Origin of the sequence: Flavobacterium faecale, assembly GCF_003076455.1 — a bacterium.
GTDB classification, from domain to species: Bacteria; Bacteroidota; Bacteroidia; order Flavobacteriales; family Flavobacteriaceae; genus Flavobacterium; species Flavobacterium faecale.
Map to the genome: position 1 here is coordinate 3,410,607 of NZ_CP020918.1, position 23,688 is coordinate 3,434,294.

The following is a 23,688-nucleotide window of genomic DNA, read 5'->3' on the forward strand; positions in this document are numbered from 1 at the left end:
AAACTGTTTATTTCAAAACTAAAACCGCTTCTTGTGGTACTGCAGCTCCCAATCGAGTGCTCAATGCTCCTGGTGAAGCGTTCCCAACAACCACTTGGTATTTACCTTTTCTCCACACACTATTTCCTGCTTCGTTGATTACTTTCAATTTGTCTGGTTCAATAGTAAAGTTCACCGTTTTTGTTTCTCCTTTTTTCAAAGCGATATGCTCAAAAGCTTTTAAACTTTTAATCGGAATTCCACCTGAAACTTCCATTGGATTAATGTACAATTGTACTACTTCATCAATGTCGTATGTTCCTGTGTTTGAAACGGCAACTTGCAGCGTCAAAGTTTGTTTTTCTTTTAAAGTTGTACTGCTTAGATTTAATTTATCGAAAGTTGTTTTCGAATAGGTTAACCCAAAACCGAACGGATACATTGGCTCTTCGGTCATATATTTATAGGTACGCCCTTTCATTGAATAATCTTCATAAGCAGGCAACTGCGCAATGTTTTTTGGAAACGTCAATGGCAAATGGCCAGAAGGTGAAATGTCTCCAAAAAGTACATCGGCAACGGCATTACCGCCTTGTTCACCTGGGTACCAAATTTGTACCACAGCATCACATAATTCCTCAATTCCTTCCAATGAAACTGGACTTCCGCTGGCAACTACCAAAACTAATGGCTTTCCTTTGATCTTCGTTGCAATTTCTTTTACATAATCAATTTGACTTTGTGGCAGCTTCAAATCATTTTTATCACCTACATTTTCGGCAGCAATCGCGTCAACTTCTTCTCCTTCTCTATCGGCTGTTAAACCCACCACGCAAATCGTCACATCTGATTCACCTGCTTCAAAAGGAGCCCAGTTTTTTGGGTTAATATTTTTATGAAAAGGCAAAACGCCACTTCTATAATTCAAAGAAGAACTTGGAGAAACTGCATCTGCAACCCCTTCCAAAATAGTCACCATTCCCGAAGTCACTCCGTAATAGCTTCCCATTAACATGTCATTCGAATTGGCGAAAGGCCCTGTAACATAAGGGATTTTAATCTCTTTTGACAAGGGTAAAATATTGTTTTTATTTTTTAATAATACAATCGATTTTTGCGCAACTTCTCTCGCCAAAGCAATGTGTTCAGGACTATGGATTTTATCCAGTCCATAATTCAAATACGGATTATCTGTTCCGGACTCGTCAAACATTCCTAATCTAAAACGAGTTTTAAAAAGCTGCACCGTTCTTTCATGAATAATTTTTTCTGTGATAAAACCTTCTTGAATCGCTTTTTTCAATTGATCGTAAGTCGTTCCACATTCCAAATTGGTTCCTGCTTTCAAAGAAACTGCTGCCGCTTCTGCCGCCGTTTTTACATACTTTAATTTACCCGAAACACCGCCAACAGCACCACAATCTGAGGTTACATAACCATCAAATTTCCATTTGTCTCTCAAGGTTTCTTTCAATAAAAAATCACTTGCGCAAGCTGGTTTTCCGTATACGGCGTTGTATGCCGCCATTACACCTTCGACCTTTGCTTCTTTTACCAAAGATTCAAAAGCAGGCAAATAGGTTTCGTATAAATCTTGTTTTGAAGGTTCTGCATTAAATACGTGTCTGATGACTTCTGGACCAGAATGTACTGCAAAATGTTTGGCACAAGCGGCAGTTTTCAAATATTTAGGATCATTTCCTTGCAATCCTTTTACAAAAGCAACTCCAATTCGAGACGTCAAATATGGGTCTTCACCATAGGTTTCTTGACCACGTCCCCAACGTGGATCTCTAAAAATATTGATATTGGGTGTCCAAAAAGTCAATCCTGAATATTTACTGTGGTTCCCGTTTTTTTGAGAAATACTGTATTTTGCACGTGCTTCTGTAGAAATTGCCGAAGCTACTCTTTCTGCTAATACAGGATCGAAAGTCGCACCCAAAGCAATAGCTTGTGGAAAAATAGTTGCTTTACCGTTTCTACCAATTCCGTGAAGTGCTTCGTTCCACCAATCATAATCGGGCACTTTCAAACGTGGAATCGCAGCTGCACCATTCTTCAACTGATTGATTTTTTCTTCGGTTGTCATTTGGGATACCAAAATTTCGGCTCTTTTCTCAATTGGTAAATTATTGTTTTGAAAAGAAAAATCCACTTGCTGTGCATTCGTACTCAGCGTTATTAAAACCACTGAGGCAATGCTTATTTTTTTGTATAAATTACTTTTTATCATTTGTTGTATTTATTATAATCTCTATCGTAGGTTTGAATCTACCAATCTTTATTTCTAATTAAATTTTACAAGAATTCAAATTTAACGAATTCATATATAAAACTAGTTTCAAATATTAAATTTTTCGAAAAATAAAACTACCTATAATTGATGTCTCATAGGTAGTCTACTTTTAAGCTATCAATTTGAATGTTTTCTCTCAAAAGAGGAATGATTTACTACTATTTTTTCACTTTCAACGGATCAACTTTTCCAATACCGTTTACTGGTGCATCATGTTCTGTCTTGTACATATCAAATCGTGGTAAAATATCTTTTAATTCTTTATACTCCGTTTGATAGGTTTTTGAAGTTTCACTTACCTCCTTTATTTTAGGAAAACTGATTAAATCGGCTGGATATTTTGCTACATCATAAATAGTCCCTTGACCATCAATCAAAACATCTTTACTTCTGATCAACTGTTTCTCATTATGAAAAGTATAAATCCATTTGCGGTGTTCTGGTTTGGAAGTTGTCAAAAACGGAATTAAACTCTCTCCATTTAGTTCATAATTATCAGGTAATTTCACTCCCGTAATCTCTGCAATAGTTGGTAAAATATCCGTTACATCTGCCAAGGCATCTTGCGCTCCTTTTTTGGTCATTTTCAAACAAGGTGCATATATCAACATAGGTATGTGTGGGCCACGTTGTGAAACCGTGCTTCCTTTTCCGTAGCCACTTGTTCCATTATCAGCACAAAAAATCAAAATAGTATTGTCTTCAATTCCTAATTCCTTCAATTTTTGAACATACTGCCATAACTGATAATCCAAATATTTCACGTGATTGTGTATTCCTCCTTCAGTAACTGTTCCGTGAGTGTCATAATTTCCTTTGTCTCCCGTAACATTTGGATTGGTACGAACATATTTGCCGTTTTTCCATTCAACGATAGGAGTTCCTGGCCATTTTTGTCTAGTTTCAGGATTGATATCACTGTTTAAGAAATCCCAACCGTCATGCCCCAAATGGCTAGTATGATAAATAAAAAAGGGTTTTTCTTCTTTTTTCTTGCGTTCCATAAAATCAAGAATAAAATTTAGCTCCACATCAGGACCATAAGTATTTAAACCATAAGAAGCTTTGGACTCTGGCGTGTTTGGCCAATACTCAAATTTCTTCTTTGAATTGGGATAATTCATCAACTCAACATTAGGTTTCCAGTACCAGCCTCCTTGTGCGTAGTAGTCTACTTGACCACCTGTATCTTCATTTATAAGTACGGGCTTGCCATTTATTTTTTGGGATACAATTTTGAAATCAGAATAAGGATTCCCCTTATCATTTACTCCAGGTGTAAAACAGCCTTCGTCAAATCCAAACTTTTCTACGCCATCGATTTGTGTTTTTCCTGCCCAATACGTTGCGTAGCCGCCCGCTTTGGCAACAATACCAATAGTATAAGGTGAACTTTCATATAGAGGATAAGTAATGTTTTTACCTTCTTCATTTTTAAACTTTCCTCTATCTTTCAAATGCCACCATTTATGAAGATGGGCATATCTTCCTGTCATCATCGAAGCTCTACTTGGTGAGCAGATAGTTGCTCCCCATGCGGTTTTTATATACAAACCTTCAGTAGCAAGTCTATCCATTACAGGAGTTACTGCCCTAAATTTAGGATCAGAAGTATCACCACCCTGAGGTGCAACACTCCATGTTGACGAATTATATATCGGTAATTCTCTTGCACTGATATCGTCTGCAAAAACGACAATAATGTTGGGTTTCTTTTTATTAGAATCCAACTTTTGGCTATTCACTTGTTGAGAAAATAGTACTGTACCAATAAATAATACGGGTAAAATATTTTTATTCATTCTCTAAAATTTATTACTTGAAACAAAATAATTGGCTTTATAATCCGATTATAAAATTAGTCCGTTTCAATTTTACAGAACGATAATCTAGGCTTAAACCATAATACAAATGGTTAATCCTCTCCCTAAAATAACTGTTTTTCTAGTGAAATTAAATTTCGGTTAAAAATGTATTTGTTTTTTGATCAAATGCAGTACTAGTAGCGTCTCGAAGCTTTTTTGGCATTTTGTGTAGAGACCTTCCAGTCATCCGTACGGAAACTAGTCACTGGTAATCCGTTAAAATCATATAGATTAATCTCTGGGTTATTTGCCCAACCGTAACGAACAGCCACGGGATTTTTGATATTGCCTGCAGCTACTTCTATTTGATTTTTGCTAATGATTTTTGCCGTAGCCCATTCAAATTTTTGGTCTTCGCCAGCGATAGCAAAACCTTTTACAACTTCATTATCAAATGCATATAATCCTTTATCAATATGATCGAAAGTGATGATGATAGCCCCTTGCTTTTTTTCCATAGAAAGATATCTTGGACTACTCGCTTCCATTTTATAACCATATTCATTTGCTAATGCATGACGAACCAATCTGTTTCCAACCGTTTGCTTGTCTCTATAATGTATATCTCTTTCTTCTCCTAAATCGAAAGTAACGACTTCTCCCGTTTTTGGAATAGAAAGCGATTGTGTTTGTGCTTCGCGATGTTCTGCCCAATTACTCTCAGAAGGTTGTTCTTTTGCCTCTCCAAAATCGGCTAATTGTATCCAGTAAAATGGAAAATCACCTTGTCCCCACCTTTCTCTCCAACTATTAATTAATAACGGAAATAAGGTTCTCGTTTGAAAAGAACGACCAACATTGCTTTCGCCTTGACACCAAATAGTACCTTTTATTCCGTATCCTAAAATAGGGTTGATTACGCCATTGAAAGCATTGGCGGGTCTATTTTGTCCGATACGAATGTCTCTTGGCGGAGGCATTTTTTTTCCCGGTTTTCCTGCCGCTTCCCAAGCTTCGTACTTTTTGGTCACTTCAACCAATTTTTCGTCGGTAAATTCTTTTACAGCCAAATCCCAGTCTTCTAATAATTCGGAATAATCATTGGTTTTCTCCATCGCATCACGAGGAACCCAAGTTTCTAATGACGAGGATCCCCATGAAGCATTTATTAATCCAATCGGAATTCCTAATGCTTGGTATAATTTGATTCCAAAAAAATAACCTGGAGCAGAAAATTCAGGAATACTTTTCGGCGTACATGCGTACCAAGTGGTGTCTGCAATAGTTGTTTGAAGTTCTGGAGTTGCTACCAATGGAACACTGAATAATCGAATATTAGGATAATTGGCAGCCGCTAATTCTACCTCTGAATGATTAGAATTAACAACACTCCACTGCATATTGGATTGTCCCGCACAAACCCAAACTTCACCAATTAAAACGTCTTTAAAAGTGATTTTATTTTTCCCTTGCACTGTTAAAACATAGGGACCACCTGCTTGCATAGGTGCTAATTTTACTTTCCAGTTTCCACTTTCGTCTGTGCTGGTTTTATGTTTTTGCCCATTGATTACAACGGTTACTTTTTCGCCCGCACTTGCCTTACCCCAAATAGGATTTTGCTGATTGCGTTGCAAAACCATGTGATTGCTAAATATTGAAGGTAGTTTCACTTCAGCCTTTACCGTACCAAATGAAAGTAAAAGTAGAAGAACGGAAATGGAGTTTAATAATGGTTTCATAGTACTAAAAAATAATTATTGAAGAATAAAATTCTTTTTGTGAATAGAAAATGCAGGGTCATTGTATTGCTTGGCTTGTTTCAACAATTCTGTTTGCAATTTCTCAGCCGTTTTTTTGTATGCAGGATCCGTATAGAAATTGATGTTTTCATTTGGATTTTTTTCTAAATCTATCAGCCAAGGTTTGTCTTTGTCTGAAACAACCAATTTATAACGTTGGGTTACGGCAGTCATCCAGCTTTGATTGGCGCTTGTAAAATAAGTAATTCGATCATCAATCACTTCTTTCTTAGCCGAGGTGAAATCAGCTGAGGCATCGATTCCGTCGGTGTTTTTGATTTGTGGCGCTCCCATCAATCCCAAAATTGTAGGTGTAAAATCGACAGTTGTCAAGGCTTTTCGAATCACTTTTCCAGCTTTTACTTTATTTGGATAGCGTAATACAAATGGAATTTTAGCCGAAGCTTCATACGGGTTTCCTTTGTTGTGTTTGTGATGTTCTCCCATCAAATCACCGTGATCGGAAGTAAATACTACAATGGTGTTTTTGGTTAAATTATTCTTATCTAAAAAATCAAGAATGCGACCTACGTTGTCGTCAATACATTTTACCATTCCAAAGTAACGTTGCATTTCGCCTTGCACCAATCCGCTAACTGCTCGTTCCTCAGAAAGTCCTGCCCAACTTGGCATTTGTTCCAACGGAGTTAGCATGGTTTTAGGTTTTTCGAACTTTAAATCTTTATACATCGTGTCATAAGGAGGGCGAACCGTATTTGGCGTGTGCGGATCAGGAATAGAAACCATCAAACAAAAAGGCTTGTTTTTGTCTCTTTCTAGAATTTCTAATGTTTTGGTAGCCAAGAAATCGGTAGTATAATTTTCTGCCGTTATTGTTTTTAGGTCTACAAATTGCTGTTCAGTTTTGGCATTGTACTTACCGTAAACATCTGGATTTCCTTCTTTCATATCCAAAGCTTTCCAATGTCCACGATTGAACATATAACGATTGTCTGAAAAACCAAACTGTCGTTTAGGCGAAAATTCAGGTTTCCCATCGCCATTCAAATGCCATTTTCCCAAATAAGAAGTTGCATATCCTTGCTTTCTCAACATTTCTGCAAAGGTAATCACCTCTTCTTTCATCGGGATATCATTTCGATAAGAACCCGTAGCAATAGGATATTTACCCGAAACCAAAGAGGCTCTTGACGGAGTGCAAACTGGTGACGAAGCATAAAAATTATTACAAATAGAGCCTTCATTGGCCAATCGATCAATATTGGGTGTGTCTACTTTAATTCCTTTTCCCCAAACAAAAGCTTGGTCTTCTGCCAAAATATCACGGTAGCAACCTAGCGTCCTGAAATTGTGTTCATCGGTATGAATAATTATCAGATTGGGTTTTTGATTTTGTGCATTTGAAACTTTAGGAAAGAAAACCACTCCTGAAAATAGAACTACAAATAGCTTTAATGATTTCATACTTATTTTTTAAGTTTTAATTTATAGTCATGTGCTCCAGGCGCAAAATTACTGTGTATCACTTTTGTACCCGTTACTGCAGTTCCTTTACCCCAAAGCACTTCAGCTCTGTTATCTCCAAGTACAATATTTATTAATTTTTCCTTCATAGCCATTGCTATTTTCTCATACTTTTTATCAAAGGCCAAGTTGTTTATTTCCTGAGGATCGTTTGTCATATCATACAAAGCTGGATCCAAGTCTTTATAGGGTGCATTTACCGCCCAATTCATATTTTCTCCACGGTTTTTATTTGGTCTAGATTGAATAGAAAAAGCATATTCCTTTGTTCTAATATAAGCTCTTGGACCTGTAACTGCATGATTTTCACCCACAACATAATCTCTTATAGGTGCTTTTCCTGAAGCGATATCAGCCAAATCAAAACCATCCAAATATTTAAAAGCATCCGACTTTATATTTGCTCCTGCGGCAGCAATAATTGTTGGAGCGATATCTACAAATTCGCTATACTCTTTCACAACTTTACCTGCTGGATATTTCTTTTTATCTGAAGAAATAACCACAATCGGGTTTTGAGAATCAATATTCCAAGGTGTAAATTTTGAATAAGCACCGTGGTCATTTAATTTCCAACCGTGATCGCCATTTACGTACACAATTATCCAAGGTTGCTTTTTTTCTTCACTGTATTTAATAAAAGCATCGGCAGATTCACCAATTAAATCATCACCATAAGCGCAAAATGCAAAATAATCCTGAATCATATTCAATTTTTGAGCATCGGTAAAATCATTCGAATACGAGTCATTTACCGCTTTCTTCAGTTGCGTAGGCATTTTAGCCCATTCTTCTTTCGTTAAATTTGGTATTTTGTACTTGTGTTTTTTAAACCGCTCACGATATTCTGCAGGTGGCAATACTGGCGTATGAGGAAAATCAAAACCAATATGACAAAACAGTGGTTTAGTAGGATCCACACCTTTAAATGACGTTGAACCTAATTTAAATTCTTTATTTTCATTATTTAAATAATCTATAAATGAACTCACATAATATCCATCACGCGTTTTTCCTGCCTTTCTTGGACTTATCCCTCCTAAAATACCATCACTAAAAACGGTTTCTGGTTTTTTATTGGTATGTTTACGCAACAAATCTAGTTTATCATAAATGCCTTTTGCCATTCCTGCAAATTGCGGATTTTGTTTTTCCAACTCTTTATCAAAAAAATGAAACTTTCCATCTTCAGTTTTTAGATACTTAATGTTTTTGAAAGGTTTTACTAATTTCTGACCTTCAATTTCATTCAGGAGAGATAATTTTCCCCAATCTGCCATTCCTTCATCACTTAATATTTTAGAATCAATATCTGTTTGATACATCTTAGGGTCAACTGCTTTACCGTTTTTAATAGTTCTTAATCGAACACCTAATTTTCCAACGTGCATAGTTTGGTACCCTAATTTTACCAGTTGTTCTGGTAAATGTGGGTATGAATTTTCAGTATTGTTATTATGATATTCAAATTCATATACTCCTGAACGGAAAGGATAACGACCATAATGCATAGAAGCTCGAGATGGCGCACAACCTTGTGCATGACAATACGTATTAACAAATGTTGTTCCCATAGTGGCTAAACGGTCAATATTCGGAGATTCAACATACCCCAATTCACTCATTTCATTACCTGTCAGTATTTTATTAAAAGATCGAACAGCATCATACCGATGATCATCAGTTAATATCCAAAGTACGTTTGGCTGTTTCTGTTGTGCAAAAACGACCTTTGAAGTTGCAATAAAAGCAACTATTGATAAAAATATTAAATGTTTAATTTTCATAGTGTTTATATTAACTTCTAACAATTATTTAAGATTTAATTTATAATCGTGTGCACCAGGAGCAAAGTTGCTTCTATAAACTTCAGTTCCAATTGCGTTAGTATTTTTCCCAAAATTATCTCCTCCCCAATTTACCTCAGCTCTCCCGTCACCAATTACAATATCAAGTAATTTCTTTTTTAATTTTTCAGCAACCTTTTGATAATTTGGATCAAAAGCAAGGTTGTTAATTTCATCTGGATCTTTTGCCGTGTAATACAACGCTGGATCCAATTCTTTGTATGTCGCTTTCATAGCCCAATCCATATTTTCTCCTCTTTTCGAATTTGGACGAGTAGCTACAGAAAACATATACTCCTTTGTCCTAATATATGCTCTTGGACCAATACTATGGTGACTCTCACCTATTACATAATCACGAGCTGGAATTTTACCAGACGCTATTTTTTCTAAGTCCAATCCATCTAAATACTTGAACTCGCTTTTCTGAATATTGGCACCAGCAGCATTCAAAATAGTGGGAGCAATATCTACAAATTCAGTATAATCAGTAACTACCTTACCCGCAGGGAATTTTTTCTTATCGGAAGAGACAACAATAATTGGGTTGTGACTGTCTATTTCCCAAGGTGTATTTTTAGCTATCGATCCATGTTCATTTAATTTCCAACCGTGATCCCCACAAACATATACAATCATCCAAGGTTGCTTATTTTTCTTGCTATACTCAATAAAAGCATCAACAGATTGACCTATCAAATTATCTCCATAAGCACAAAAAGCATAATAATCTTGCACCATTTTTTGTTTTTCTGCTTCTGTAAAACCATCAGAATAACTGCCATTTACACGCTTTTGAAAAGCTTTTGCCATTTTTTTAAACTCTTCATCTGTCGTTTTTGGAATTTTGTACGTATGTTTTTGAAAACGCTTACGATAGCTATCAGGAGGCAAAACTGGTGTATGAGGAAAATCGTATCCGATGTGCGCAAACAAAGGTTTGGAAGTATTTATACCATCAAAACCAGTGCTCCCTACATTAAATTTTTTATTCTCATTTTTTAAAAAATCTATAAAACTTGAAGTATAATAACCATCACGGGTTTTACCTTCGGGCTGTGGACTAACCCCTCCTATTATTCCTGGACCAAATACAGTTTGTTTCTCTTTTTTCTTCGTGTTATATTCATAAAAAAGATTATACTTTTCGTATGCTTCTTTTGCCATTCCATCAAATTGTGGATTATCTTTCTCTAACTTTTCTGATACATAATAAAATGTTCCATCCTTATCTTTAAGAAAAGTGACATTTTTCATTGGCTTCACCAATTTTTTACCATTTATTTCTGTTACAACAGATTGTTTTCCCCATTCTGGTAAACCTTCATTTTCAATTATTTTTGAATCAATATCCGTTTGATAGATGGAATAATTTACTGCTTTATTGTTTTTAAACGTTCTAATTCTAACACCTAATTTTCCTGTATGCATGGTTTGATAACCTAGATTTGCCATTTGTTCTGGTAACAAAGGATATGAATTGTCTGTATTATTATTGAAATACTCAAACTGATAAACACCAGAACGAAAAGGATACCTTCCTGAATGCATAGATGCACGTGAAGGAGCACAACCTTGCGCTTGACAATAGGTGTTGATAAAGGTAGTTCCCATGGTTGCCAAACGATCTACATTTGGTGATTCTACATAACCTAATTGACTTTCTTTCTTCCCTGTCAACATTTTATTAAAGGCTGAAATAGCATCTAAACGCTGATCATCGGTTAATACCCATAGAACATTTGGTTTTTGCTGTTGTGCATAACCAAATTTAATTGCTGTTACTAAAAGTAACAATACTAAAATTGCTTTGTTTTTCATTTTAATATTTATTTAATTTTATTTGTCTTATTGTTTTTATTGTTTGAAAATCACATCCCAATCATCAGTACAAAAAGCAGAAGCCGGAAGTGATGCTGTATTAAACAAACATCCTTCGACATAACTTTCCCAAGCGTAGCGAACAGAGATGGGCTGACTAATTTTGTCGCTCCACACTTCTAGAATTTTACCGGCTTTGGTAATTTTGGCTTGTGCAGGTTGAAAAATGTGATCACTGCCCGCTATTTCGAAATATTTTAGCGGTTTTCCTAAGCTAGTAATTCCAGACGGCGCATTGTCAAATGAAATTTGGGCTTTGTTCCCTTCGATAGTCATGGATTTGTAAATAGGTCCTGAGTGTAAAATTCCTTCTACTCCATAGGTTTTTGCCAGTGCCCAAAAGGCTAGACGTTGTCCTACCTCTTTTTTTCGAGGCGGATGAATACGAGTTGCATCTCCAACATCATTAATTACCGTCATTCCGGTATTTGGAATAGTCAACATCGTTTTGAGTTGCGCTTGTTGTAATTTTACCCAGTTTTCACCTTGATTTCCATAAGGTGCTAATTGTACAAAATAAAACGGAAAATCGCCCTGTTTCCAGTTGTCTCTCCAACTTTTTATCATCGCTGGAAACAATCTTGAATACTGTTCTGGGTCTGATTTATTTCCTTCACCTTGATACCAAATTGCCCCTTTGATCGTAAATGGAATTAAGGGATGAATCATACCATTGTACAAAGCACTAGCTGATTGTGTGGTTTGTTTTCCGGTCCAATCTTTCTTGAATTCCGGAAAATCGGATGCTATAATTTCTTTGGGTGTCCATGCTTGTCCGGGTGTACCGCCAACATTACTCGAAATCAAACCAATGGGAATATTCAAAAACTGCTGTAATCGTTGCCCAAAATAATAACCAACGGCACTAAACTGTGCTGCCGTTTTGGGTTGTGAAAGTTCCCAATTTCCTTTACAATTATCCATTGGCATGTCACTAACGGAATTGCTAACCGTAAAAAAACGCAAGTTTGGATTGGTACTATTCAAAATAGCGTCATTGCTCCCTTCCAAATGTTGTCCTGGACCACCATCAAGTGTCATGGCCATGTTGGATTGTCCGGTGCAAATCCATACTTCACCAATCAAAATATCGTCAAAAACTATTTTATTTTTCCCTTCGATAATCATAGTATGAGGGCCACCCGCTTGCATTGGATTCAGTTTAATTTTCCAATCTCCTTTTTTGTCTGCTGTTGTTTCGTGCTTTTGACCAGCAATCGTAAGAGTGATTTTTTCACCATTCGAAGCGGTACCCCAAACAAGATTTTGCTGTTCCCTTTGCAACACCATATGGCTCCCAAAAAGGTTGGGCAGTTTGACTTGCGCATTTACAACCATGGCATGGCTGCACAAGAATAATACAAAATATAAAAAGTAATTTTGTTTGCTACTAGATTTCATCAGTTATTTATTTTTATGTTTACTTATTATTGCATTCATTAACTGAAGCATGAAAAATTCTTTTGCATACATCTATTCAATCATAACATCCTCAATTTCCCAATTTCCAGAAGATGCATTAACTGTTGGTTGCAGTGCAATTTGCATCAAGCGATTTTTTACCTTTTGAAATTGTGACAAATTAATGGTGTAACTTTTAAATTTGGAATCGTTTTTCGATATCGGAATCTCTACCCATTGTTGCTTTTTCCAATCAACTTGCCCTGTTCCATTTGCCCAAAAATTATTTTCTTTCTCATCACGAGAAAAAACAGCTAGTTTAAGCGTTGTAGCAGTACTATTGTTTTTAATATTGATTGTTATTTTCGAACAATTTTTAGAACTGGTATAAAGCCAAGGTGCACTTTGAATAATTGCATTTTTGGAAGAAAGAGTTCCAATTAACTTACCATTTTTGAAAGTGGTGGTGGTTCCATTAATTGCAGCCCAACCCATCGTACTGTTTTTAAACTCAAATGGTCGTCCTGGGGAAGGATACATTCTATCGTCTTTTGGAACAATGATGGTTTCGTCTGCATTAAAGTTTACCGGTTTTAAACTAGCGCCACGATAAAAAGCACTGATATCATGATTTTCTTGCAGCACATATTTTTGTCCTTTCCAATCAAAAAAACTAGTATGTCCACCTTCTAAGAAAGCACCTTTAAAATCGTAGGGGCCATATAAATTACGAGACATCGCATATCTGCTTCCGTACACCAAATAATACCACCCATTTCGTTTGAATAAAGTAGATTTATCGTCTGTGCTCATTCTATTTCCCTTTGCATCCTTCACCAAAATCGCTTTGGGTTCTGTAGTCAAGGATTTCATGTCTTTGGATAGCGTCGCCATATAGTAGGTTCCTGATCCAAAACAAATTGTATAAACATCATCTTCAATATAAATCTCAGGATCATAAGGGTGCACCGGTACAATACCTTTTGGCAACAATGGCTTTCCTAATAAATCTTTGTATTCACCAGTAATGCTATTGGCAACCATGACTCCGGTATCTGTATTTCTATTCGAAAAAAACCAGTAGTATTTCCCGTCCCTTTCGGTAACATCACCCGCCCAACAATTGGGTTGATTGCCAATGTAGGTTTGAGAAGGTAAAATTTCTCGTTGCTTTTTCCAGTTGACTAAATCACCTGTAGACCATACTTCCCAGCGATCCATTCGAAAAGAACCTTTCCCTTCCCAAGATTCATCGTGACCGCAAATCACATACACAGAATCATTCTGTACCCACGCATGAGGATCTGCCATTCCGTGTTCTGGTGCAATGACATCTACTTTGATAGCTTTTGAATTATTTGCTGTTTTTTGGTTATTTTGAGCAGAAGCCGCAATCGAAAGGCAAATAACCAAGCCATTGATAATAGTAGATAAAAACATTTTTTTAGGTCGAAAAATTTGATATTCAGAATGTAACATATAGATACTTTGGTTGATTAGTAAATTAAATATAAGCATATTACGGGCAAAAATAATTTCAAATAGTAACAATTAAAATTGAATGGAGGTTGCTATTAAAATCTCCTCTATGACTTCTTTAAAAAAATAGGTTCCTTGGGATAAGTAGTCTAATTCTTTTTTGAGTAAAAAAAATAGCGAAGATTTTTAATAAAAACCTTAGCTATTTTATACGTCTCTTTAGAGAATATTATTATGATAAAAAAAATTAATTGATAGCCCTGATGGTTCCGAAATTTCGGGAGACATCCTCTTGGATGGTTCCGAAGCGTCGGAACAAATACAAGAGATTTAATGAACAGCAGGACGAGGCGTGAACTAAAAACAGCTGTTCTGCTCCTAACTCCAATGCTATTTTTTTCTAAGCGATTTTTGGCGTGTTGCTTGTAACTCTTTTTCTTCCTTGATTACGTGTTCTGGATGTGGATCTACCCAACCAGGAGCGATGTTCTTGGCGTCCCATGCTGTGTATTCTTTTTCTAATTGTGCAATGATAGCGGGATTTTTGTCTGCGATATCGTAACGCTCTAGAGCATCTTTCTTTAGATCAAAAAGTAACGTTTTGTTTTTGTATGCACTTTTATACAATTTGTAATCTCCTTTTCGAACAGCATATTCAAAACCACCAACCGAACGCCAGAAAAGTAAATCATTTGGTTTACCGTTATTTTTTCCTGTGATGTACGGCAATAAACTTGTTCCGTCCAATTGTTTTTCTTTCTTATAATCTGCACCGGCAGCGTCTAAAAAGGTTGGAAACAAATCTAAAGACGAGACTACGTTTTCATATTTTTGGTTGGCTTTCAAACCATTTGGCCAGGTGATGAAAAAAGGTACTTTAATTCCACCCTCAAATAACATTCCTTTGTGACCACGATTTGGTCGGTTGTCCGCCAACTCGGCTCTACCGCCATTATCACTCAAAAACACAATGATGGTGTTGTCTTTCATCTTATTGGCAATCAAGGTCGAATCAATTCTACGAACTCCGTTATCCACTCCGTTTACCATGGCTGCATACACGCTGCGGCCACCGTATTCTATATGTTTGGTGTTTTCTAAATACTGTTTTGTCGCATGATCTGGTGCGTGAGGTGCATTGTAAGCCAAATAAATAAAGAACGGTTTTTTGTCTTTTTGATTGATGAATTTGATGGTTTCATCTGTAAAGTCATCTGTCAAATACGTTAATTCATTTTCAGGAACTTTTACACCATTGCGATAAATAGTTTGAATTTCGTTTTTGGATTCTCCCCAATAATTCATAGCTCCTCCAGGAAAACCAAACCAGTAATCAAAGCCTTGGTTGTTTGGATAAAGAGATGAATGATCTCCTAAATGCCATTTTCCGATGGCACTCGTTCTATATCCTTGTGCTTTTAAAGCTTCGGGAATCATTTTCTCAGACAATGGTGTCCCTACTGTTGGATTATTCAGACCGTCTTCGGCAATGTTACAATCATGTCCAAAACGAGCTTGATAACGCCCTGTAATCAATCCCGCACGAGATGGACTGCAATAAGGATGCGACACATAACCATTAGAAAAAATGACTCCTTCTTTGGCTATTCGATCCAAATTGGGTGTTGGAATATCTGTGGCTCCATTGAAACCAACATCAGCCCAACCTTGATCATCTGTTAAAACAACAATGATATTTGGCTTTTGATTGCTTTGTTTCTGCGCATACATGTTTACAGTAAAAACAGAACTGCATGCAAATAAAGAGGCAACTAGAAAATTCGATTTTGACATAATTTTTTATTTTGAACTAATGTAAAAAGAATAACTATAGGTGTTTGGTTTGATTAAATACTCAGGATGCGCTTCTGCACGTTTCGACCAAGTATCATCTCCACCAACGCCCATTTGAATTAAATCAACATTAACTGTAAATACATTTCTTTCGATCAATTCATTAGTGTGTTTCGCTTCTTGTAAATTCATTGTAGCATATGGCTGCACACTAAAATTAAGTAGTTTGTCCCCCTGATTCACCATAAATCCTTTACCTGCTTTATTTACTAATTGAAACCATCTTGTATTTGTGCGATTACCGTAATCTTCTGGGTAAATATAGGTTTGATCCAGTGTATTCACATTTCCAGAGTACAAGCCTACTTTTGACCCAACGTTTCTATCTTGGTAATTTTCGAAAGGACCTTTTCCAAAATAAGTAAGGTTCTCCAATTGATTATTGGTATCAAACTGCATTCCAATTTTAGGAACATTTGGCGCCTTTGTATCGATTGATACGGTGTAATCAACTTTTAGTTTTCCGTTCCCTTGAATGGTATAGGTTAATGTTAAGTCCGATTTTGGATTGGCAATAGCACCTTTTACCGTTACCACGATATTCTTATCATCGTTAGTATTGACTTTTACATTTTGCACTTCAAAACGTTCTCCTGCTTTCATCCAATCCAATTCCGCTTTCAATTTCTTGGCATTACGATAGGCTTCATCATTTTCTGTTTCCGCTCTCCAAAAATTCGGCTTTAATGGACTTGCCAATACTTCTACTCCATTGGTGTTTAATTTGGTAACGAAACCAGATTTTTTATTCACAACCACTTCAATCGCTTTGTTTTGAACAACCAATTCTTGAGCCGTTTCTTTGGTATCTAAAGAAAATGCTTTTGCTTCTTTATCCGATTCGTTTTTCTTAGGATTATTGATTTCGAATTGCTCTTCGAAAACAACATAGCCTTTCGACTCCCAAACTGTATTGTTTTTTAATTTTCCTTGAATGGTAATAAAATATTCTGCATCTTCTTTGAATTTTATGTTCTTGAAATTAACAGCAAATGCTTCCGTAGCAAATGGTTTGGTATTCAAGCTTGGAATCGTTTCTGCTTGAATTGATTGTCCGTTTTCAGTAAGATTCCAAACCAAGTCATATTGGGATAAATCGACAGCATGATGACGGTTCAAAATAGTAAAATTCCCTTTTGAAGCATCTGTTGCAGAAATCACCACAGGTTGATTGACATATTTACATTCGTAAGTAGCTGGTTTTGGTTTTCTATCGGCAGTAATAATTCCGTTTACACAAAAACTACCAGAATTGGGTGTATCTCCAAAATCGCCACCATAGGCAAAAAATTCTTTACCGTTTTTGTCTTTCTTTACTACACCTTGGTCAATCCAATCCCAAATATAACCTCCCAAAGCTCTGTCATTTTTGTAAATCACATCCCAATATTCCTTCATATTTCCAGTTGAATTCCCCATTGAGTGTGCGTATTCACACATCACCACTGGTCGAGTATCAAAACTGGTTTGATCCATTAAATCCTGCAATTCCTGAGGTGTCGGATACATTCTACTCAACATATCCACCCATTTTGGATCTGTAGGATTCGCCATCTTTGAATTAAACTTCTTTTGGTAACGAGGATCTGTATGGTCTCCTTGTGCTCCTTCATAATGAACGTAGCGTGTTGGGTCGAATTCCTTAATCCAAGCCGACATTGCAGCATGGTTTGGTCCCATTCCCGATTCGTTTCCTAAAGACCAAATCACCACAGACGGATGATTTACATCGCGTTGCACCATTTTAATCGCTCTTTCTAAATAAGTGGTTGCCCAAAGCGGTTGGTTGGCTAATTTTCCTCGAATACCATGAGATTCTAGATTGGCTTCGTCCATAACATAGATTCCGTATTGGTCACACAAATCATAGAAATAAGGATCGTTTGGATAATGAGAAGTACGTACGGCATTGAAGTTAAACTGTTTCAACAGCTGCACGTCTTTTTCCATATCGGCTCTAGAAAGCGCTTTACCATTGGTCATATGATGGTCATGACGGTTCACTCCAATCATTTTTACAGGATTTCCATTGACCAAAAAGCGACCTTTGCCATCAATTTTAACTTCTCTAAAACCTACTTTTGTACTGGTAAATTGTATCGGATTTCCTTTGTTATCTTGAACAGAAAATAACAAGGTGTACAAGTATGGATCTTCTGCAGACCATTTTCGAGGTGATTTTACCTCTGTTTCGATCATAGCAAAATTCACATTGTCTCTTTGTGGATAAGATTCCCCAAAATATTCTTTTAATTTGATTGTTTTTTTACCGCCTACAACTTGACCGTTTGCATCTAATAATTGTGTCGATAATGTCCAGTCATCAACAGTTGTGTGCAACGGATCATCGCCAAAATGTCCGACTTTCTCAATGTATTTATTGACAATATTAGCTTCAAACGTTGGACGAATTTGTAACGTAGCATTTTCATATTTATCATCAAGGTCTGTTCGAACAACAAAATTAGACAGTCTCACTTTTGGCACTGCTTGCAAGAACACTTCACGCTCTATTCCGCTCATACGCCAGTGATCTTGTGCTTCCAAATAGCTTCCGTCTGACCAGCGGTACACTTTTACGGCAATTTTATTTTGTCCCTTTTTCAAATGTTTGGTAATATCAAATTCAGATGGCAAACGAGTGTCTTCGCTATAGCCTACAAATTCTCCATTTACCCAAACATAAAAAGCCGAAGAAACCCCTCCAAAATGTAGAATCACATCCTTGTCTTTCCAAGTATCATTCATTTCGAAAGATTTCACATAATGTCCAACAGGATTATCGTTGTGATTGATAAATGGAAAATCACTAAAAAATGGATAAGTCGAATTGGTATAAATCGGAATTCCGTAACCACGCATTTCCCAACTCGAAGGCACATCAATGGTTTTCCATGAAGAAGTATTAAAGTTTAACTCTTGAAAACTAGTTGAAGCATCGGCAGGTTTCGGCACCCAATTGAACTTCCAATCTCCATTCAAAGATTTGAACCAAGCTGATTTTTCTCTAAGATTTTGCTTAGCCAAAGCTTCATTTTCATACGAATAAAAAGTAGCTCTCGCTTCGAGTTTATTAATATGATTCACAGCGGGATTTTCCCAATCGTTTTGTTGCGCAAATAACCCAGCACTTAAAAATAGGACGGCAAGAAAGATTATATTTTTCAATGGTTTTAATTTTAATTATAATGTTTTATAAATTGGGGAAATATCCAAAGGATCTTCCATTTCTTTTTGTAGTTTGAGTAAATCTTGGAACAATCCCTTCACTTTGTTTTTGTTCGCAGGAAGTCCAGCGATATCGTTCATTTCTTCTGGGTCTTTGTTTAAATCAAACAACAATACTTTATTAATTTTAGGATAGACCAATAATTTGTACCCGTCTTTTCGAATCATACGTTGCAAATCGAGATAAGCTCCGTAAATTTCTTTGTAATGACTTTTTTTGGTTTTACCTGTTGCCAAATCTAAGAAACTATGAAAATCAATATAACTTGGTTTTACCGCTCCAGCCAATTCCAATGACGTTGCCATTGCATCTTGAAGGTAAATATCTTCGTCTATTCTTTTATTTTTAGGAATGTTTGGCCCCACTACTACAAAAGGAGCTCGGATACTATGATCAAACAAACTTTGTTTTCCAATTAAACCGTGGCGTCCCATTGCCAAACCGTGATCAGCAGTAAAAATGATATAGGTATTGTCCATTTTACCCGATTTTTTTAAGGCATCAAGAATAAGTCCTATTTGCTCATCGGCATAAGTAATACTTGCATAATATTCTTGCATATGTGTTTTGATCGCAAATTCGGTTCTTGGAAATGGTGCCAATGCTTCGTCTCTTAAACTTGGTCCATTACCAATTGCGTCTTTAAAAGGATATTCCGGCAAATAACTTTTCGGAATCGTTAATTTGTTTAAAGGATATTTTTCTTGGTATTCTTTTGGTGCTTGGCGTGGATCATGTGGTGCGCTAAATGCCAAATACATAAAGAAAGGATCTTTTTTTGTTTTTGCTTGATCAATAAACGCAATTGCATCATCTTTTAAAACAACGCTCCAGTGCGTTCCTCCTTTCCAATGTCCTCCTTTTGACGTATCGTAAGGCAACCACGAATGGTCGTTTTCACTCTCTGGACGGCTGTAGCCGTTAGGCATCAACGCTCTAGGATTGGCTCCAGGTACTTTGGAAATCGAATCAAATTGACGAACCATCTTCCCATGGTCCCAAGCATCTGCTGGCATTCCGCCACGAACATCTTTGGTATGCTCGAATACTTTTCCAACAGGAATTTCGACATGCCATTTACCTGTTAAGTACGTTTCATATCCTTGTTTCTCCATGAGTTTACCCCAAGTTTCAGGTGCTGTATCTGCTTTTTTATTTTTTTCGATAAATTCATTAGCCTTCCATACCGAACGACCCGTAATCAACATCGCTCTTGAAGCAACACAGATGGCACCACTCCAGGAGCCCATATTATAAGCATGTGTAAAGGTGGTTCCGTTTTGAACCAAAGCATCCATATTAGGAGTTTGGATTTCTTTGTTCCCAAGTGCGTGAATTGAAGAATAGGTTTGATCGTCTGTAAAAATAAAAACGATATTGGGTTTCTTAGAAGTTATCTTTTGACCAATTGTAGAATTTGAGCTTAAAAAAAATAACGCTGCAAATAAAGTAAAATAGCTGATTCTCATGATTTCGATTTGAATTAAAAAAAGTAATACTCGTCCTTTATGGGAGGACGAGTATTATAATAAACAAACTAACTAAAACTAACATTGCAAAGATTGTTATTAAAGAACGATAAAGTCGTTCCAAATGGTTTTATAAGTACTACAAATGTTCTAATAGCGCTATTCTGCTGCTTTTAAGATCGAAATAAACTTGTTATACAATCGTATTATCCCCAAAAACTGTTGTTACAATATTAGACTTTTATTTTTCAATAATCACTTACAAAATAACGGAACACACTATTTTCGTCTCTTTGTACAGTTAATTTCTAGTGGGAATGCATTTATGGTGAATACATAATCGTGTTTTATTGGTAAAACAGAAACTATTTCGTCAGTTTAAATTTCTAAAGGTTCGAAAAACTGATGCTGTATTTTGGATTATTTTTCTATAAGTTAAGCTCAAAAACAGGTCCATTCATAGGAATAAAAATCTTTTGTTATAGTTATTAGCACATAACTATCAGTACGCAGACCACTAATATCCTACCTTGCACCTCTAAATAAATTTGTAAAATAATGAAAAAAATAGTTTGTTTTATTTTCTTAATTCCGTTTTTATCAATGGCCCAAATTGATAAAAAATATTTTGAAAAATTAAAAGAGGAAAAAGTTATATCCGATCCTTCTGTCGAATGGAAGAATTTTGGACCAGGAATGTCGGGTTATAATGAAGAGTTCTGGTGCCATCCAACAGATAAAAATGTGATGTTTATGGGACCTGATATGCATGTTACCTACGGAAGTTGGGATAACGGAAAATCATGGCAAACAATCAAAGATAGTGACGGTACTGGTGACGATTTGGAACGTGTACACGATATTGCTTTTTCTACAAAAAATCCAGATTTTGGTCTAGCACTAGAACGTAGAGGTAAACTTTTTGAAACTAAAGATAGAGGAAGAACTTGGAAATTAATTTATACCATTCCAGATGCTGAAAAATCGAGTTACAATGCACATACCAAAATCGCTATTCATCCTACAAATGATGCTATTTGGTTTATTGGAGCAGGTGATTTTTGGAATATAAAAGACAACCACAGATCCTTGAAAGATTTGCACGGTAAATACCAAGCAAGAGCAAAATATGGTTATGTTTTGAGAACCAAAAACGGTGGTAAAAGTTGGGATAAAATAGCAAACAACATAAATGAGAAATTAGATGTTGCGCGTATCATCATCAATCCAAGCAGAGCAGACGAAATGGTTATTGCTACCAATTTTGGTATTTATACTAGCAACAATGGCGGTGATTTATGGCAAGCAGGCAGCAAAGGGTTGCCTAACAATTTGCCAAGAGACTTAACTTCGTACTATAATCCAAAAACAAAAGAATTTATTTTGTACTTGGTCGAACAAACAGTTTACGAACCAAATGGCAAAAGTATTTCTACCAAAGGTGGTGTGTATAAAAGTAAAGATAGCGGTAAAAGCTGGGAAAACATTACAGGAAATCTAGGTGTTAACTTTAATAAAATAACCTACGGTGCGCACCTGAACAACTATTTTAAAAACATAGGTTTCTTTTTGGGCGTAAATGCAAAAAACGTATATCCTGAACTTCCAGAAAACACTTATTCTGCATTTAATAGAATCGTGGTAAATCCTATCAATAAAGACGAAATTTACCTAGTAGAAAACCAACGTCATGATAAAACTTTTGGACCTGGTGATGCATGGAAAACAGTTGATGGTGGAAAAACATGGGTAATTTGTGCTCGTGCCGGACAATATTGGTTAACGAATAAGGACAAAAAATACTGGGAAGACAAAGGAAATCCAACGGGTGCCAATGTAGCATTTTCTCATGTTGCTCGTTCGTATGAAGAACAAAGCGAAACAGCATTCGGAAATAGATTATTGGCTATAAATTCTGTTGGTGATGTATTTATTGGAATTGGTCAACAAACCCAACGTTCTACAGACCACGGAAAAAGCTGGCAACAAATTGATGATTATGAAACCAAACCAGGTAGCAATGCATGGGTAGGTCGTGGTGATAGTGATTTACCAGGGAGATTTATGTTGCTAGAAACTGGAAAAAAAGACAGATACTTATTATGTAGTGGTGAGCACGGTTTGTGGGAGACTGCAGATCTTGGCGATTATCCAGACAAAGATGCTGTGGCAGTGAGACAAATTGAAGGACAAGTCCACGATCATAGTGGAAATGATGGAGCGCATTCCATATCAACCGTTGCGGTGCATCCTAATAATCCTGATATTATTTACATATTGTCTTGGAGACAAGAGCATAGAGGAAAATTAAGAAGAACAATGAATGGAGGGAAAACTTGGGAAAACATTTCAACTATTTTCGAAGGAAAAAATAATTCGTACGAAGGTCTTGCGATGACATATTCGTTGACTATTGACCCAAAAGACCCAAACAATATGTATTTCTGTTCGATTAGAAGAACAATTTCTGAAGTTGGTAGTTCGGTAAACGAAAAGGTTTTGACAAAAGGTGGTTTTGGTGTGTACAAGTCTACAGATGCAGGTTACACTTGGGAACTTCATAATAATGGGCTACCAGAAAAAGGAAGCGTTAGAAGAATTATAATGGATCCTAAAAACTCCAATGTTCTTTATGCATGTTTGAATAAGTTTTCAGGAAACGAGCCAGATGGATTATACATTTCAACAGATAAAGCCGATAGCTGGAAAAAAATGAATATCCCATCAGAAATTCAAGGGGTAAACAATTTGTTTATTGATAGAAAAGCAAACGATATGTTCTTGTCTGCAGGGTATCGCAATGGTGATGCTGAAACTGGTGGCGTTTGGAAAAGTACCGATAACGGTAAAAAATGGACCAAATTCTTTATTGCGCCTTACGTTTGGCAAACAGAAGTTTCTCCTGCAAATTCCAATATTATTTTGGTAACGGTTCCGGCACAAGTTGGTAATAGAGAAAGCCAGTTCAGAAATCCTGGAATTTATTTGACCAAAGACGCTGGAAAAAGCTGGTCAAAAATCAATAAAGGCATCGGACAACCAGACAAAATGGTGGATGTAAAACCAGACCCAACCAATGAAAACATTATTTGGAGCGCTGCTTGGGGAAGTGGTTGGTTCAAAGCAATGCTAAAAAAATAAGAAGCTTTAATGAGGGC

At 36.3% G+C, this 23,688-nt stretch carries 12 protein-coding genes; 1 reads left to right on the forward strand and 11 read right to left on the reverse strand.

Annotated features, from left to right (window positions below; genetic code table 11):
• Nucleotides 1-7 precede the first annotated feature (7 nt).
• The 11 genes from FFWV33_RS14535 to FFWV33_RS14585 form a co-directional block, all read right to left on the reverse strand.
• The gene (locus FFWV33_RS14535; RefSeq protein WP_108741577.1) at nt 8-2,215 is read right to left on the reverse strand and encodes a glycoside hydrolase family 3 C-terminal domain-containing protein; all 2,208 of its coding nucleotides are present in this window, start codon (nt 2,213-2,215) and stop codon (nt 8-10) included.
• A 221-nt stretch (nt 2,216-2,436) separates the two neighbouring features.
• Entirely contained in the window at nt 2,437-4,080 is a 1,644-nt protein-coding gene (locus FFWV33_RS14540; protein ID WP_108741578.1) for a sulfatase-like hydrolase/transferase, read from the reverse strand.
• 197 nt (nt 4,081-4,277) lie between these two features.
• Nucleotides 4,278-5,825 (reverse strand): sialate O-acetylesterase, encoded by a 1,548-nt coding sequence (locus tag FFWV33_RS14545; protein WP_108741579.1) that lies wholly within the window; start codon nt 5,823-5,825, stop codon nt 4,278-4,280.
• A 15-nt stretch (nt 5,826-5,840) separates the two neighbouring features.
• Nucleotides 5,841-7,310 carry a sulfatase family protein gene (locus FFWV33_RS14550; protein WP_108741580.1) on the reverse strand — a complete coding sequence of 490 codons (1,470 nt, stop codon included), beginning with the start codon at nt 7,308-7,310 and terminating at the stop codon, nt 5,841-5,843.
• 2 nt (nt 7,311-7,312) lie between these two features.
• On the reverse strand, nt 7,313-9,157 hold the full coding sequence (locus tag FFWV33_RS14555; RefSeq protein ID WP_108741581.1) for a sulfatase-like hydrolase/transferase: 1,845 nt from the start codon (nt 9,155-9,157) through the stop codon (nt 7,313-7,315).
• A gap of 24 nt (nt 9,158-9,181) precedes the next feature.
• Nucleotides 9,182-11,038, reverse strand: a complete 1,857-nt coding sequence (locus FFWV33_RS14560) for a sulfatase-like hydrolase/transferase (RefSeq protein ID WP_108741582.1) — start codon at nt 11,036-11,038, stop codon at nt 9,182-9,184.
• A 36-nt stretch (nt 11,039-11,074) separates the two neighbouring features.
• Complete coding sequence (locus FFWV33_RS14565; protein WP_108741583.1) at nt 11,075-12,499, reverse strand: sialate O-acetylesterase; 1,425 nt, start codon at nt 12,497-12,499, stop codon at nt 11,075-11,077.
• A gap of 72 nt (nt 12,500-12,571) precedes the next feature.
• Nucleotides 12,572-13,939: a family 43 glycosylhydrolase gene (locus FFWV33_RS14570; RefSeq protein ID WP_159086035.1), complete on the reverse strand. Its 1,368-nt coding sequence runs from the start codon at nt 13,937-13,939 to the stop codon at nt 12,572-12,574.
• Nucleotides 13,940-14,368: 429 nt separating this feature from the next.
• Nucleotides 14,369-15,772: a sulfatase-like hydrolase/transferase gene (locus FFWV33_RS14575; RefSeq protein WP_245891525.1), complete on the reverse strand. Its 1,404-nt coding sequence runs from the start codon at nt 15,770-15,772 to the stop codon at nt 14,369-14,371.
• Nucleotides 15,773-15,778: 6 nt separating this feature from the next.
• Nucleotides 15,779-19,000 (reverse strand): beta-galactosidase, LacZ type, encoded by a 3,222-nt coding sequence (gene lacZ / locus FFWV33_RS14580; RefSeq protein WP_108741586.1) that lies wholly within the window; start codon nt 18,998-19,000, stop codon nt 15,779-15,781.
• A 15-nt stretch (nt 19,001-19,015) separates the two neighbouring features.
• On the reverse strand, nt 19,016-20,530 hold the full coding sequence (locus FFWV33_RS14585) for a sulfatase family protein (RefSeq protein WP_108741587.1): 1,515 nt from the start codon (nt 20,528-20,530) through the stop codon (nt 19,016-19,018).
• Between the two features lie 558 nt (nt 20,531-21,088).
• Between FFWV33_RS14585 and FFWV33_RS14590 the strand changes: the two genes are divergently transcribed.
• On the forward strand, nt 21,089-23,671 hold the full coding sequence (locus FFWV33_RS14590; protein WP_108741588.1) for a VPS10 domain-containing protein: 2,583 nt from the start codon (nt 21,089-21,091) through the stop codon (nt 23,669-23,671).
• Nucleotides 23,672-23,688: the final 17 nt, after the last annotated feature.